Annotated in this window: 14 protein-coding genes; 6 read left to right on the plus strand and 8 right to left on the minus strand. The window is 33.4% G+C overall.

What is annotated here, in order from left to right:
* Positions 1-2751 carry an AsmA family protein gene (locus ACZ0AH_RS20660; protein WP_463477640.1) on the plus strand — a complete coding sequence of 917 codons (2751 nt, stop codon included), beginning with the start codon at positions 1-3 and terminating at the stop codon, positions 2749-2751.
* 301 nt (positions 2752-3052) lie between these two features.
* Here ACZ0AH_RS20660 and rpmA read toward each other — a convergent pair whose 3' ends face one another.
* Together rpmA and rplU are read right to left on the minus strand one after the other, a co-directional pair.
* On the minus strand, positions 3053-3313 hold the full coding sequence (gene rpmA / locus ACZ0AH_RS20665) for a 50S ribosomal protein L27 (RefSeq protein WP_017497241.1): 261 nt from the start codon (positions 3311-3313) through the stop codon (positions 3053-3055).
* A gap of 24 nt (positions 3314-3337) precedes the next feature.
* Positions 3338-3781 carry a 50S ribosomal protein L21 gene (gene rplU, locus ACZ0AH_RS20670; protein ID WP_056190314.1) on the minus strand — a complete coding sequence of 148 codons (444 nt, stop codon included), beginning with the start codon at positions 3779-3781 and terminating at the stop codon, positions 3338-3340.
* Positions 3782-4054: 273 nt separating this feature from the next.
* Between rplU and ACZ0AH_RS20675 the strand changes: the two genes are divergently transcribed.
* Together ACZ0AH_RS20675 and ACZ0AH_RS20680 are read left to right on the plus strand one after the other, a co-directional pair.
* Positions 4055-5377: a M16 family metallopeptidase gene (locus ACZ0AH_RS20675; protein ID WP_463477641.1), complete on the plus strand. Its 1323-nt coding sequence runs from the start codon at positions 4055-4057 to the stop codon at positions 5375-5377.
* A gap of 11 nt (positions 5378-5388) precedes the next feature.
* A complete protein-coding gene (locus ACZ0AH_RS20680; protein ID WP_463477642.1) occupies positions 5389-7437 on the plus strand; it encodes a M16 family metallopeptidase in 2049 nt (682 codons plus the stop codon).
* 289 nt (positions 7438-7726) lie between these two features.
* Here the strand turns inward: ACZ0AH_RS20680 and ACZ0AH_RS20685 are convergent, their stop codons facing one another.
* Complete coding sequence (locus tag ACZ0AH_RS20685) at positions 7727-7960, minus strand: hypothetical protein (RefSeq protein WP_463477643.1); 234 nt, start codon at positions 7958-7960, stop codon at positions 7727-7729.
* 750 nt (positions 7961-8710) lie between these two features.
* On the minus strand, positions 8711-9577 hold the full coding sequence (locus ACZ0AH_RS20690; RefSeq protein ID WP_463477644.1) for a DMT family transporter: 867 nt from the start codon (positions 9575-9577) through the stop codon (positions 8711-8713).
* A gap of 101 nt (positions 9578-9678) precedes the next feature.
* On the opposite strand from ACZ0AH_RS20690, the gene ACZ0AH_RS20695 reads away from it, so the two are divergent.
* Complete coding sequence (locus ACZ0AH_RS20695) at positions 9679-10062, plus strand: heavy-metal-associated domain-containing protein (RefSeq protein WP_463477645.1); 384 nt, start codon at positions 9679-9681, stop codon at positions 10060-10062.
* 128 nt (positions 10063-10190) lie between these two features.
* Here the strand turns inward: ACZ0AH_RS20695 and gldD are convergent, their stop codons facing one another.
* From gldD to mutY, 4 genes are read right to left on the minus strand one after another with little or no spacing between them, the layout of a single operon-like run.
* Positions 10191-10751 carry a gliding motility lipoprotein GldD gene (gldD, locus tag ACZ0AH_RS20700; protein WP_463477646.1) on the minus strand — a complete coding sequence of 187 codons (561 nt, stop codon included), beginning with the start codon at positions 10749-10751 and terminating at the stop codon, positions 10191-10193.
* Between the two features lies 1 nt (position 10752).
* Positions 10753-12048, minus strand: a complete 1296-nt coding sequence (locus tag ACZ0AH_RS20705; protein ID WP_463477647.1) for a gliding motility-associated protein GldE — start codon at positions 12046-12048, stop codon at positions 10753-10755.
* A 23-nt stretch (positions 12049-12071) separates the two neighbouring features.
* The gene (locus tag ACZ0AH_RS20710; RefSeq protein ID WP_463477648.1) at positions 12072-12512 is read right to left on the minus strand and encodes a single-stranded DNA-binding protein; all 441 of its coding nucleotides are present in this window, start codon (positions 12510-12512) and stop codon (positions 12072-12074) included.
* 10 nt (positions 12513-12522) lie between these two features.
* Positions 12523-13602, minus strand: a complete 1080-nt coding sequence (gene mutY / locus ACZ0AH_RS20715; protein WP_463477649.1) for an A/G-specific adenine glycosylase — start codon at positions 13600-13602, stop codon at positions 12523-12525.
* A gap of 140 nt (positions 13603-13742) precedes the next feature.
* Between mutY and ACZ0AH_RS20720 the strand changes: the two genes are divergently transcribed.
* On the plus strand, positions 13743-14033 hold the full coding sequence (locus tag ACZ0AH_RS20720) for an HU family DNA-binding protein (protein WP_007805026.1): 291 nt from the start codon (positions 13743-13745) through the stop codon (positions 14031-14033).
* Positions 14034-14426: 393 nt separating this feature from the next.
* Positions 14427-15971 carry an Rne/Rng family ribonuclease gene (locus tag ACZ0AH_RS20725; protein ID WP_463477650.1) on the plus strand — a complete coding sequence of 515 codons (1545 nt, stop codon included), beginning with the start codon at positions 14427-14429 and terminating at the stop codon, positions 15969-15971.
* Positions 15972-16057 lie beyond the last annotated feature (86 nt).

Genomic DNA, 16057 nt, shown 5'->3' on the forward strand with positions numbered 1-16057 from the left:
ATGTCAACAAATAAAACCAAGTCAATTCTATTAAAAACGGCCAAATATACAGGAATTACTTTTGTTGTTATTTTAGCATTATTATTTATTACGCCTATTATTTTTGCTGATAAAATTAAAGAGCAAATTAAGAAAACTGCTAACGAAAAACTTAGTGCAGAACTTAATTATTCTGATGTTTCGATTTCCTTTTTTCATCATTTTCCGTCCTTAACTTTAACCTTAAATGATCTAAGCCTTAACGGATCTGCACCATACAAAAACGAAAAATTCATTACTGCAAAAGAGGTTTCTTTTGGAATAAATGTCGCCAGTTTAGTTTTTAGCAAAGCTGTAAAAATCGATCAGATTTATTTATCTGATTCCTTTATTAATGTAAAAGTGAATGCCAAAGGCGAAGCAAATTACAACGTTTACAAATCGTCATCGCAGGCTGAGAATCCAAAAGACAGTACTGATACCGCTTTAAAACTGGAACGAATTGAAATTTTAAACAGCAAAATAATTTACGACGATCAATCGACAAAAGTTCATTTTGATGCTTTGGGTTTTGATTATTTAGGGAAAGGAGATTTAAATAAAGCTGTTTTTGATTTATACTCAAAAGCTAAAATCGAAAAACTAAATATTGTTTACGAAGGCGAACCGTATTTAATGAATAAAAAAGTGGATGCCGATTTGATTACCAAAGTAAATATAAACTCGTTATCGTTCTTTTTTCAACAGAATAACCTTAAAATCAATCAGCTTTTAGTCGATTTTAAAGGGAAATTTGACTTTTTGAAAGATGGTTATAATATGGATTTTGTCATAAAATCTACGAATAGTAATTTATATGATGTTTTTACCGCTTTCCCTCCAAAATATATTACATGGCTTTCTAAAACCGAATTAAAAGGAAATACCAACTTGCTTTTAACTTTAAAAGGAAATTATATCGCTGCTCAAAAAATAGCGCCAGATCTTAATTTGGATATAAAAATTGACAGCGGATTTGTCAATTATAATAAAAGTTCTTTTCCGGTTTCTAATTTAAATTTAGACATTAAAACAAAAGTTCCGTCCTTAAATCCGGATCTATTGATTGTTGATGCTCAAAATTTATCACTGAACATTAAACAGGATTATCTAAAATCGAAATTCTATATCAAAGGAGCCAATACGCCTGATATTAATGGTGATTTTAAAGCTAAAATTGATCTTGGAAAGTTAACTAAAGCATTAGGAATTCCTGATCTGGAATTAAAAGGAAGTTTAGTTGGAGATGTAAAAGCAAACGGAAAATTTGATCAGAAAAACAAACTTTTCCCGGTTACAAACGGAATCATTGATTTGGAAAACGGCTATTTGAAAACCAAATATTATCCAAATCCAATCACAAATATTAGAATAAAATCGAAAATTGAGGATCAAAAAGGAACTTTTGATGATTTGAAAGTGAGTCTGAAACCAACTCAGTTTACTTTTGAAGGAAAACCTGTTTTTGTTGAAGCTGATTTAAGCAATTTTAATGATTTGACTTATGATATTAAAGCAAAAGGCGAACTTGATGTTAATAAAATCTATAAAGTTTTTTCTCAAAAAGGACTTGATTTGGATGGTTTTGTAAAAGCTGATCTGGTTTTGAAAGGAAAACAAAGCGATGCCGAAAAAGGAAATTACAGCAAACTTTACAATAAAGGAACGCTTGAACTTAGAAATATTGGAATTGCATCTGAATATCTGCCAAAGAAATTCATCATTAAAGAAGGTATTTTTAAAATCAATCAGGATAAAATGTCATTCAATAACTTTTTGGCTGCTTACGGACAATCTGATTTTAAAATGAATGGTTATTTGCAAAATGTTTTCAATTATGTAACAACAAATACAGGAGTTTTAAAAGGTTCATTTAGCGTAACGGCGAAATACATTAATGTTGATGAATTTATGTCGAGTACTCCGGCAAATACAACTGTGACCAAAACCGAAACTCCGGCTCCTAAAACGGAAGCTGTACAAACAGGCGTGATTATAATTCCGACCAATTTGAATTTGCAATTAATGGCAAATGCCCAAAAAGTGTATTTTGATAAATTAACTCTTCAAAATGCAACCGGAAATCTAAAAATGAATCAAGGTAAATTGACCATGCAAAATACCGGTTTTAATTTAATTGGATGCAATGTTGCCATGAATGCCAATTATCAGGCTGTAACAACTCAAAAAGCAAATTTTGACTACACCATTAAAGCTTCGGATTTTGATATTAAAAGAGCTTATAATGAGATTGAAGTATTCAGAAAAATGGCAAGCGCTGCTGAAAAAGCCCAAGGAATCGTATCGCTGGATTATCAGTTAAAAGGACGTTTAAATGGCAATATGGAACCTGTTTATCCTTCGTTAATTGGCGGCGGAATACTTTCTGTAAAAGATGTAAAAATAAGAGGACTGAAAATGTTTACTGCCGTGAGTAAACAAACAAATTCTAAATCGATAAAAAATCCCGATGTTTCTAAAGTTGATATCAAAACTACGATCAAAAATAATATCATGACGGTAGAACGCTTTAAATTTAAGTTTGCAGGCTTTAGACCAAGAATTGAAGGCACAACAAGTCTAGACGGAAAATTGAACTTAAAAATGCGTTTAGGACTTCCTCCTTTAGGTATATTCGGAATTCCGTTAACCGTTACCGGAACACAGGATAATCCGAAAATAAAAGTGGGAAGAAAAACAGAGAATTTGGAAGAAACTAAGGATACGGAATAATTAAATTCAAATTTTATCCCGAAGCATTGGGACCAAATTCCAATTTTACTGACATCGACCTTTGTCAAAGTTTTAGACTTTGACAAAGGTTTTTTCTTTTAAAATTAAACTATAATCTACGTACTTAAAATCCTCAATCATTGTCGAATTACTTGAAATGACAAAAAACGAACACAATTGCGATATATAAGTCAAACAACAAAATCTAGTAAACTTATATTCTCTTTATATAACTTATATGGTTTAAAAACAAAAAACCCGTTCGCCTTGCGAACGGGTTTTGTAATAAGTAGTCTAATGATTATGCTTCGAATGGAAGGATAGATACATAAGATTTGTTATCTTTTTTCTTTTGGAACTTAACAACTCCAGCTACTCTTGCGTGTAATGTGTGATCTTTACTGATGTAAACGTTTTCACCTGGATTATGTTTTGAACCTCTTTGTCTAACGATGATGTTCCCAGCAATAGCAGCTTGACCTCCAAAAATCTTAACGCCTAAACGTTTTGATTCTGATTCTCTACCATTCTTCGAACTACCGACACCTTTCTTGTGAGCCATGACGTATGAGTTTAAATATTGTTATTATTCTTTAGTAGCTTCTTTTTTTGCTTTTGGAGCTGCTGCTTTTTTTGCTTTTGGAGCTGCTTCAACTTCAGTTGCCGGAGCATCTTCTGCTACAACTGCTTTTTTAGCTGCTGCTTTTTTAGTTCCACCTGCTGCAGTAATACCTTCAATTACAATTTGAGTAAGATATTGTCTGTGACCATTTCTCTTTTTGTAACCTTTTCTTCTTTTCTTTTTGAAAACGATTACTTTATCTCCTTTTAAGTGTTGTAACACTTTAGCTTCTACTGAAGCACCTTCTATAGCTGGGGCGCCTAAAGTTACGTTTCCGTTATCGTCTAATAAAAGAACTTTGTCAAATGAAATACTTGAACCTTCTTCGTTAGCCAAACGGTTAACATAAACCTTTAAGTCTTTGCTTACTTTAAATTGTTGCCCTGCTATCTCTACGATTGCATACATACCAAATTGATTTATTGATTTTTAAGGTTGCAAATATACAATTAATAATTTACTGTGCAATCTCTTATTCTAAAAATATTTATTTCGCTTTAATGTCTGTTTTTCAAGGCATTTTAACCTCTTCAAAACAACATTTAGCCGTAAAAGTTTGTTAAAGTATCACGAAAATAGACCCCGACCCTTAATTGATGATTAAAAAAAGTTATTTTTGATGTAACTATAATCAACTCTTTGCTACCTATTTATTTAGGTAAATAAAAATTATTAATCTTTATGAAAAATTCGATAATGATGTTAAGTGCAGCACTAATGCTTGGCGGAGTAGCTCATGCTCAAAAGGTAGTTTTTGAAGAATACAATTTAGACAATGGCATGCACGTGATTTTACATAATGATCCTTCGGCTCCGGTTGTTATCTCATCAGTAATGTATCACGTAGGTTCAAAAGACGAACGCCCTGACAGAACTGGATTTGCACATTTCTTTGAACATTTATTATTTGAAGGAACCCAAAATATAAAACGCGGTGAATGGATGAAAATCGTTACTGCAAATGGCGGCGTAAACAACGCAAACACGTCTGATGACAGAACGTATTATTATGAAGTTTTCCCGTCTAACAGTTTAGAACTAGGTTTATGGATGGAATCTGAAAGATTAATGCATCCTATTATCAATAAAATTGGCGTTGACACACAAAACGAAGTCGTAAAAGAAGAAAAGAGAATGCGTTACGACAATCAGCCTTACGGAAATATTTTGCCGGAGGTTAAAAAAAACATGTTCAAAAATCATCCGTATCGCTGGACAACTATCGGATCTATGAAAGATCTGGATGCTGCAACGCTGGAAGAATTTCAGGCTTTTAATAAAAAATTCTATACGCCAAACAATGCCGTTTTAGTAGTTGCAGGTGATTTTGACAAAACCAAAACTAAAGAATGGATTCAGAAATATTTTGCACCAATTCCGAGAGGAGAAGATGTCAAAAAACAAACTTTTGTTGAAGAACCAATCACTCAGACGATAAAAGCAACTTACGAAGATCCTAATATTCAGATTCCGATGGTTGTTGCTTCGTACAGAACGCCATCAATGAAAACAAGAGATGCGAGGGTTTTAGATTTAATTTCTTCTTATTTAAGTGACGGAAAAAGCTCGAAATTGTACAAAAAAATAGTCGATGACAAAAAAATGGCACTTCAAATTGGCGCTGTAGGTTTTAGTCAGGAAGATTACGGCATGTACATTTTGTACGGTTTGCCAATGGCGCCATACACGACTGCAGATATCCTGAAGGAAATGGATGAAGAAATTGTAAAAATCCAAACGGATCTGATTTCTGAAAAAGATTACGAAAAACTACAAAATAAATTCGATAATAATTTTGTGAATGCCAATGCAAGCGTTGAAGGAATTGCAGAAAACCTGGCTTCTTATTACTTACTTTACGGAGATGTAAACCTGATTAATACTGAAATTGATCTTTACCATTCGATTACAAGAGAAGAGATTAGAGAAGTTGCCAAAAAGTACCTGAACCCTAATCAACGTTTAATTTTAGACTACATTCCATCAACAAAAGTTCAAAACTAAGCTATCGAATCATGAAAAAATTACATACATTTTTAATCCTTTTATTCCTGACTGGAATTATGCAAGCACAAGATCGTCCACAACCAAAACCAGGCAATTCGCCAGTAGTCAACATCAAAAAACCGCAGACTTTTGTTTTGGCAAATGGCATGAAAGTTTTGGTAGTTGAAAACCATAAATTACCAAGAGTAAGCTTTAATCTTACGCTTGACAACGCTCCTTTTACCGAAGGAAACAAAAAAGGCGTTGATGAATTAACAAGCAGTTTAATTGGAAACGGAACCAAAAAAACAACCAAAGAAGCTTTTAACGAAGAGATTGATTTTTACGGCGCAAGCATTAATTTTACATCTTCCGGAGCTTATGCAAGTTCACTTTCTAAATATTCAGGACGTGTTCTCGAGCTTTTAGCCGAAGGAGCTTTACAGCCAAATTTTACACAAACAGAATTTGATAAAGAAAAAGCAAAATTGATTGAAGGGCTTAAAGCCGATGAAAAAAGCGTTCCTGCAATTGCCAATCGTGTAGTTGATGTTTTGGCTTTTGGAAAAAATCATCCTGCCGGAGAATATATCTCTGAAGAAACCGTAAAAAATGTAACCCTTGCAGATGTTCAGGCAAATTACGCAACGTATTTTGTTCCGGAAAACGCTTATTTGGTAGTAATTGGTGATGTTAAGTTTAAAGAAACAAAAGCAGCTGTAGAAAAACTTTTTGGTGGATGGAAAAAACAAACTGCTCCAAAAAACACGTATCCAAATCCGGAGAATGTTTCTAAACTTCAAATTGATTTTGTTGATGTTCCAAATGCCGTTCAATCTGAAATTTCATTGGTAAATACCGTGAATTTAAAAATGAGCGATCCTGATTTTTTCCCTGCAGTAATTGCAAATCAAATTTTAGGCGGCGATTTTAATAGTTATCTGAACATGAATTTACGTGAACAGCATGCGTGGACATATGGCGCAAATTCAAGCATTGGAAGCGGAAAATATGTAACCAAATTCAAAGCTTCGTCTGCAGTTCGAAATACGGTTACTGATAGCGCTGTGGTTCAGTTTATCAAAGAAATTAAAAGAATCAGAACTGAAAAAGTTTCTCAGGATGTATTAAAAAACGTAAAAGCAGGTTATATTGGACGATTTGTTATGCAGGTCGAAAAACCGCAGGCTGTGGCACGATATGCACTGAATATCGAAATAGAAAATCTTCCGGCTGATTTCTACGAAAAATACATTCAGGCCATAAGCAATGTTACGCCTGATGATATTTATCGTGTAGCCAACAAATATTTTCTTTTAGACAATATGCGAATTGTAATTGCAGGAAAAGGTTCTGATGTAATTCCGGGTTTAGAAAAACTTCAAATTCCGATTTACTATTTTGATAAATACGGAAATTCTATTGAAAAACCTGTTACCAAAAAAGAAGCTCCAACAGGAATTACAGCAAAAACGGTTTTCGAAAATTATATTAAAGCAATTGGTGGCGAAAAAGCAGTTTCTGCAGTAAAAACGCTTGCCATGAACGGAACAACTTCTATTCCGCAAGCTCCTTCTCCGTTAACTTTTACATCTAAATTAGATTCAAAAGGAAAAATGATGGTTTCGCTTGCTATGGGAACAATGAATTTAATGAAACAAGTGGTGAACGAAAAAGGTGCTTATATCGAACAACAAGGACAACGCAAAAACCTTGAAGGCGATGACCTGAAAGAAATGAAAGCAAATGCAGCTCCGTTTGAAGAATTACAATTACAAAAAAGAACAGATTTAAAAGTAGATGCAATCGAACCAATCAACGGAAGCGATGCTTATGCTATAAAAGATGGTAAAACAACTTATTTCTACGACGTTAAATCAGGCTTAAAAGTAGCCGAATCTAAAGTTCGTGAACAAGGAGGAAAATCATCTACTCAAATAACAAACTTCAACGATTATAAAGAAGTAAAAGGCGTAAAAGTTCCTTTTAATTTAGTTCAGAATGTAGGTTTTGAATTGGATATTAAAATGTCTGACATTAAAATTAACGAAGGAGTTTCTGAAGCAGATTTTCTTTAGGAAGGTTCTGAGGTTTTCTACAGGCTTTGTCAAAGTTTAAAACTTTGACAAAGCTTTTTTTATGAGCATTTTTGTCAGGCTGAGCGAAGTCGAAGCCCGTTGCGCCCTTCGACTTCGCTCAGGGTGACATGTCTTAAAACATAAAGTTTGGAAAACTATTTCATATACCGTTTGTCAGGCTGAGCGAAGTCGAAGCCCCGTTTCAATTGGTGCGCAATTCGACTTCGCTTAGTTTGACAAATTTTTGAAAACAAAAAAGGCTGTCCATTACGACAGCCTTTTTATTGAATTATTCCGCATTTAAATAAGGGTTTAGAATTTCTGCTAATTCATTTAACCAATAAAAACCGTTTTCAAGATTTATTTTATCAGTTTCCAAGGTTTGACATTCTCGCATTAAACTCAAAGCAAGCATATAATTTACTTGTCGGATTGTTTTTGCCATAAACTTAGCATCGACAGAATTGTTGAAAAAATCTGCTAATTTTAATTCTGTTTCTTTTGAAAGGGTGTTTGTGCTCATAATCTTAAATTATAGGAAATATAAAACCCGCATAGCTTAGCTGTCCTACGCTTTTAAGAGAGCGTTACGGTTGTTTCCAATACCGCCAGCATACCACACGGGCAAAGTTTTATCGAGTTCATAATCTTAAATTTTAGGATTCCAAAGATACCTAAAAAGAACGAAAATAACTACAAAAATATTTCCTGCCTACATTATGATGGATTAAAATCCATCCCTATAATATGTTTCGTTCCTATGGAACTCTTTTATAAAATTCCATTAGAATGATTTAATTTTTTTTAGCAATGTTAAAAAGCTTCGACATTAATTCGTTCAAAAAGAGACAAAATGGTTTTATTATAGAATCAAATAACAAACTTAACGAATATATCTATATGAAAATGATTGCTCTAGCCCCGATAGAAGTGGAAATTCTTTTGTGGCGGGGTTCGCCACAAAAGATTGGAACGTCCCGAGGCTTCGGGAGCGGGATTAGCTCCTAAAAAAAATATATGTATTTTAGTTTTACCAAAGTTTAAAAAAAGTTGACTAAACTTTACACACTTTTTGTCAGGCTGAGCGGAGTCGAAGCCCCGTTTTAATTGGCGCGCCCTTCGACTTCGCTCAGGGTGACATATTTTAAATCATTTGACTTTAAAAAAAAAACTATTCTACATAATGTTTGTCAGGCTGAGCGGAGTCGAAGCCCGTTTCAATTGGAGCGCCCTTCGACTTCGCTCAGGGTGACATGTGGTTAACCAGTTTTTTTTATTTTTTAGCCGATAAATAAACGCCAATCAAAATAATAAATGCTCCAAAAAACTGAACTGGCGTAAGCATTTCATTGTCTAATAATCCCCAGAAAAAAGCAACTATCGGAATTAAATACGTTACCGATGTTGCAAAAACAGGCGAAGACATTTGAATCAATTTAAAGAACAGAACATTTGCAATTCCGGTTCCTAAAACGCCCAAAATCATTACAAAAAAGATAGAATGTTGAGTTGCTTCAAAACTTATTCTTTGCGGAATATCTGTTGTACTTAAAATAATTAATGCCGGCAAAAGCAGCACTGCAAAATTTCCGGTTGTGATGCTTACCGAATTTAAATCGGATAAATATTTTTTGATTAAATTGACATTTATAGCATAACAAAGTGTGGCAATTACCACTAAACCTACATAATAATAATTTTGTCCGGGATGTGCCGATGCGCCGCTTAAAACCAATAATAAACAACCTACTAAACCAACAAAAACACCTAAAACCTGTCTTTTTTGAAATTGGATTCCGAAGATTAAAATTCCTAAAACCAAAGTATTTAAAGGCGTAAGCGAATTTAAAATAGCAACTATCGAACTATCAACTTCGGTTTCTGCAATGGCAAAAAGATAAGCCGGAGTAAAAGTCCCAAAAAGAGAGGTTATGGCAACAAACTTCCATTGGCGGCGCGAAATTTTCTTTAAACTCTTAAAACCTACAATCAATAAAAATAAGGCTGCAAAAATAATTCGGAATGATCCAACTTGTATCGCCGTTAATCCGACCAATCCTCTTTTTATCAAAATAAAAGAACTTCCCCAAATAAGCGATAGTACGAGTAAATAAGCCCACTTTAATTGTTTTGCATCCATACAGAGTATTTTACTGCAAATTTGTAATAAATTTATGAACTGACCTCTTCCTTTTTATTAATTTTGCAATAAAGTCAACTCTCAATTTAAAATTATATATAATGAAATTCACAAAAATTATAGCTACTGCAGCCATCGCAGGTTTAGTATTTGTAAGCTGCAAAAAAGAAGAAGACAAAAGTTTAGCTTTGATTAAAGCCCAAGCCGAAAAAGAAGCGCCAAAAGAACATAAAGCAATCGCCACTGAAAATTTACAAACTGCAAGTTTTACTGTAGAAGGAATGACTTGCGCGGTTGGATGCGCAAAAACAATCGAAAAAGAATTATCTAATCTTGAAGGAGTTGAAAAAGCAACCGTTGATTTTGATAAAAAACTGGCAACTGTTACATTTGATAAAACGATTCAAAACCAGGAAAAATTAACTAAAGTTGTTCAGGAAACGGGAGACGGAAAAACGTATAAAGTTTCGAATATTAAATCTTAAACATAAACTTCAATATTTTTTAAATTCCAAATTCCAATTGTTGTTGGGATTTATTTTAAAAGTGAATTTAATTTTAAGGATAAAAAAAGGCATTCAATCGAATGCCTTTTTTTATGCTTTGTATTTTCTTATTTCCACTTCAGTGTTTCCATCAATCTCTGCATATCATTTTTGATATAACTCGCTGCCGGCATAACCGAATCAAAATTGGGTTTTGCATAAAAGTAAACCGATCCCGTTATAAAGTGTTTTGTACTGTCTGTTGCGTAAAATTGAGAGTTTGTAGCCGCATTTCCGTCAACTTGATAAAACATTCCGTAAACCTTTTTTTGAGGGTTTAAATATGGTTGTTCCAATATATCATCTGCTTTGATAACATGCTCGTACGTTAATTTTTGAGCGTCTTTTAGCAATTTCTGAATATCGCCATTTACAGGTTTATAAGTAAGGTAAATAGTGGCTTTCATTTTAGGATATGTAATGGCAAAACCGCAGTCTTTTTCGCCTTTTATTGTAGCGGCTTCGTTCATTTCGAAAGTAAACGGACAATTGTTTTCAAAATTAACATATTTTGCTTCCGGATAATCTAATCGCAAAAAACTCGCTGGTTTAGGCAGCACATCATCTTTACAACTTAAAACTGTCAGGGTTAGCAAAATTGTCGCTGTCGAAATTATTCTTTTAAGCATTTTATTCTATTGTTACTTTTATTTGTTTTACGCGCTTTTTATCAACTGTTTCTATGGTAAAAACACAATTTTCGAAAGCTAATTTTTGGTCTTTTTTAGGGAAATTACCCAGAATTTCGAGAATAAATCCCGCTAATGTTTCGGCTTCACCTTTATGAGATTCAAAAATATCTTCGTTTACATCGACGATTCTGTAGAAATCTTTCATGTTGATTTTCCCTTCAAAAAGAAAATTCTTTTCGTCTATTTGAGAAAAATTTAAATTTTCGTCATCAAACTCATCACTTATATCTCCAACTATTTCTTCAATAACATCTTCTAAAGATACTAATCCTGATGTTCCGCCATATTCATCAACCACAATTGCCAAATGGCTTTTAAGACTCTGAAAATCCTTTAAAAGATTATCCAGTTTTTTATTCTCAGGAACAAAAAAAGCTTCACGCATTAAAGTTGGCCATTCAAACTCTTTTTTATCAATATGAGGCAATAAATCCTTGACAAACAAGACACCTTCAATCTGATCAATATTATCTCTGTAAACCGGAATTCTTGAAAATCCTTTTTCGATTATTTTCGGATAAATAGTCTCAAAGGATTCTGATATTTCTAATGCAAAAATATCAATCCTGGGACTCATAACCTGCTTGGTATCTGTGTTTCCAAAAGAAACAATTCCTTCAAGTATTTTTTGTTCCTCGCTTGATGTTCCTTCAGAATCTGTAAGTTCTAAGGCCTGAGAAAGCTGATTTATTGAAAAACTATTTTTTTGTTTCCCTAATTTATTTTGCAAATATAAAGTAACCCTGCGCATAGGCAAGCTTATTGGCGATAGTAATTTATCTAAAAAAGCGATTGGATAAGCAACGCGTTTGGCAAACTTTATATTGTTTCGACTGGCATAAACTTTAGGCAAAACTTCGCCAAACAACAAAATCAGAAAAGTAACTACAATTACTTCTAAAATAAATTTAAGTACGGGAGATTCTATGTGTGCAAAAATATTTTGTCCGATAAAAGAAAACAAAATAACCACGCCAATATTAAAAAAGTTATTGGCAACCAGTAATGTTGCCAGGAGTTTTTTGGGTTTATCTAAAAGATTTGAAATGATTTTTCCTTTTGGGAGGTTTTCCTGTAAAGTATCATCAATATCTTTTTGTGATAAGGAAAAAAGGGCTACTTCGGCACCTGAAACAATTGCTGACAAGAAGAGCAAAATAAATATTCCGACAAAACCAATAATTAAATTGATGTCTAAATTAGCAATGAAAAGTAAACTGGGCTCCGGGTCCAAATTAAAAAAGATTAGTTAAACAATCAAAAAGGCAAATCGTTTATGGGCAAGCCTTCGGTATTCGCATCAAAGTTAGTGTTTTTTGCGGATTCTGAATCGTGATTTGGTTTATGATTTCCTGTTTCTTTTTTGGTTGTCAAGAAAGTAAACTCGGTAACCTGAATTTCGGTCGTATATTTTGTTGTTCCGTCTTCGGCTTGCCATTGGCGTGATTTTATACGTCCTTCAACATATATTTTATCGCCTTTTGACAAATATTTTTCGCAAATTTCAGCCGCTTTATTACGCACAACCAAATTATGCCACTCTGTTGAAGTTATTTTTTCATTTGTGGTTTTATTAATATAAACTTCGTTAGTCGCTAATTGAAAACGACCAATACAATTTCCTCCGTCAAAATAATGCATCTTCACATCATCTCCTAAATGGCCAATTAGCATTACTTTATTTAATGTTCCGTTCATAAGGTGGTATTTATCTAATGGTGTTATTCAAAGATACATTTTTTTTGCAAACTATTTCTTGCTTTTCTATAAAATTATATATCACAATTGGAAAAGGAAAAACCTTCAAATCACTGATGTTCAATCCATTCTCTATTTTTCCGTGAATTTTAACTTTCCAAAACTGAATATGCAAATGCTGATGCGAAAGTTTATGAATTACAGTTGCCTCACTACACTCTTCAATACTTAATATAGTATAATGAGAAAAAACATTGTTTTTAACCGCTGTTGAAACAACATCAAAACCAACAATTTCAGAAGTTTCTAAAAGAGGAAATTCATATAAATTATGCCAGATTCCTTTTGCTGTTCTTTTTTGAATCAACGTATTACCTAAATTATCTTCCAAAATCAAATAATTGAAGAAACGGTTTGTGACTTTGAGCTTTTTAGATTTTACAGGCAAAACCGATACTTTCTTTTTTTGTAAAGCTGCACAGCTCCCATTAAATACGCAAACGGAACACTCAGGACTTTTAGGCACGCATTGCAAAGCACCAAACTCCATTATCGCCTGATTAAAAATTGCCGGGTTATCTTTTGGCATTAATTCATAGGCGAGTCTGGCAAATTCTTTTTTAGTTGCCGGTAGAGCAATATCTAATTCGACATCAAAATAACGAGAAAGCACCCGAAATACATTTCCGTCAACAACCGGAACGGCTTCATTATAAGAAAAAGATGCAATTGCAGCAGCCGTATAATCGCCAATTCCTTTTAAAGTTAGCAAATCTTTATAATTATCCGGAAAAACACCATTTAAGTCATTTGCGACAAATTGAGCTGTTTTATGAAGATTTCTGGCGCGGGAATAATACCCTAAACCCTGCCAAAGTTTCAAAACCTGCTCTTCTGAGGCATTTGCCAAATCAAACACCGTAGGAAATTCCTTTGTAAAAGCAAAAAAATAGGGCATTCCCTGCGCAACTCTTGTTTGCTGCAGCATAATTTCTGAGAGCCAAATATGGTAAGGATTAGCCGTATTTCGCCAAGGCAAATCACGCTTGTTTTGTAAATACCATTTTATCAATATGTTAGAAAAATCCATTGTAAAATTCTTAGAAAACAAAAGTAAATGTTTATGTAATTAAAATTTAACGAATTAGCTTGATTAATTATTTTTTTAATTCCTATATTTGCAAACTCAAAAAAATAGTACACCATTTATAAAATAAAATAGGAAAGAAAATGACGAAAGCAGATATCGTAGCGAAAATTTCAGAGAAACTAGGTCTTGAAAAAGGAGATGTTCAAGCAACAGTAGAAACTTTTATGGAAGAAGTTAAAACTTCTTTAGAAACTGGAGACAATGTTTACCTAAGAGGTTTTGGAAGTTTTATCGTAAAAACAAGAGCTGAAAAAACAGGTAGAAACATTTCTAAGAACACCACTATCAAAATTCCAGCACACAACATTCCTGCGTTTAAACCTGCAAAAGTTTTTGTAGAAGGAGTAAAAACAAACAACGAAGCAAAATAATACTATTAATTAATCATAAAATCGAAAAGATATGCCAAGTGGTAAAAAAAGAAAGAGACATAAGGTAGCTACGCACAAAAGAAAAAAAAGAGCGAGAGCTAACCGCCACAAAAAGAAAAAGTAGTTTTAAACTACTTTTTTCTTTTTAAACGTTCATTGAAATTGAAAAAAGATGAAAGAGTAAAGAAAATAGAAGATAGACTTAAAAATCTATTCTCTAGATTCTATTCTCTACTAATCTTCTTTTCCCCGGGTTCAATACCTGTTAAAAAATATTGTTTAATCCATCCTTACAATTCAGTTATGAGTTATAAGTTATGAGTTATGAGTTGCAAAACCTGAAACTTGAAACTTAAAAACCTGAAACTAAAAGTCTGGATAAAAATTTACAGTGTGAATAAAGAATTAATCATTAGATCTAGTTCTGAAGCCGTAGATTTTGCCTTATTAAAAGATGGAAAACTAATTGAATTACACAAGGAAGAAGAGAAAAGCAACTTTCAGGTTGGTGATATATTTATTGCCAAAATACGAAAACCCGTTGCCGGACTTAATGCTGCTTTTGTAAACGTAGGCTTCGAAAAAGATGCTTTTTTACATTATCACGATTTAGGACCTAACTTAGCTTCCCAACTGAAATTCATAAAACTTGTAAGCGCAGGTAAAATAAAAGATTTCTCCCTAAAAACCTTTCAGTTTGAAAAAGAGATTGACAAAGATGGCATCATTACTGATATTTTAAGTGCCAATCAATCTGTTTTAGTACAAGTCGTTAAAGAACCTATATCTACCAAAGGTCCAAGAATAAGCGCTGAGCTTTCATTGGCAGGAAGATTTATTGTTCTCGTTCCGTTTTCTGACCGCGTTTCTATTTCTCAAAAAATAGAAGACAAAAAAGAAAAGGATCGTCTAAAAAGACTTGTATTATCTATCAAACCAAAAGGATTTGGTGTTATTGTTCGCACAGTAGCCGAAGGCAAAAACGTAGCCGAATTAGAAAAAGATTTGCAGAACCTGCTTGGCAGATGGACTGCAATGTGTAAAAAATTACCAACTGCTCATCATCCATCAAAAGTATTAGGAGAACTCAACAGAGCTTCTTCAATATTAAGAGATGTATTCAACGATACCTTTAGTGGTATTCAAATAGATGATGAAGAGTTGTTCCACCAAACGAAGGAATATCTGCAAGAAATTGCACCTTCAAAACAATCGATTGTTAAGTTTTATCAATCAAATGACACTCCAATTTTCGAGAAATACAATATAGAGAGACAAATCAAAACTTCATTTGGACGAACCGTTTCCATGAGTAAAGGCGCGTATCTTATTATCGAACATACTGAAGCTCTTCACGTTATAGACGTAAACAGCGGAAACCGTTCGAATAAGGCGACTAATCAGGAAGACACCGCCATGGAAGTAAATATGATTGCAGCTGCTGAAATCGCCAGACAACTTCGTTTGCGTGATATGGGTGGGATAATCGTAGTTGATTTTATCGATATGTCAAATCCTGAAAACAGGAAAGTCTTGTTCGACTTCTTGCGAGAAGAAATGAGCGACGATAAAGCAAAGCATAAAATCTTACCGCCTAGTAAATTTGGTTTAGTTCAAATTACCAGACAACGCGTAAGACCAGAAGTAAATATTAAAACTAGAGAAGAAGATCCAAACAATGAACATGGCGAAATTGAAGCGCCAATTTTAATCATTGATAAAATCGCATCTGATTTAGACAGAATTCTAAAAATCCACAAAAGTGTCGTACTTAATGTACATCCGTTTGTGGCTGCATACCTCAGCAAAGGTTTTCCATCATTACGTTCAAAATGGTTTTTTGAACATAAAAAATGGGTGAAAATCATACCTCGTGACGCTTACACGTACTTAGAATACCATTTCTATGATAAAAAAGGAAATGTTATTTCAGAATAAAACGAAAACCGCCTCTCGAAAGACTGGCGGTTTTTTTGTGCGTTATTGTTGCCACGAATTTTCACGAATTATTTTTATTAGGAGCT

It is taken from the genome of Flavobacterium sp. AC105, from assembly GCF_979258495.1.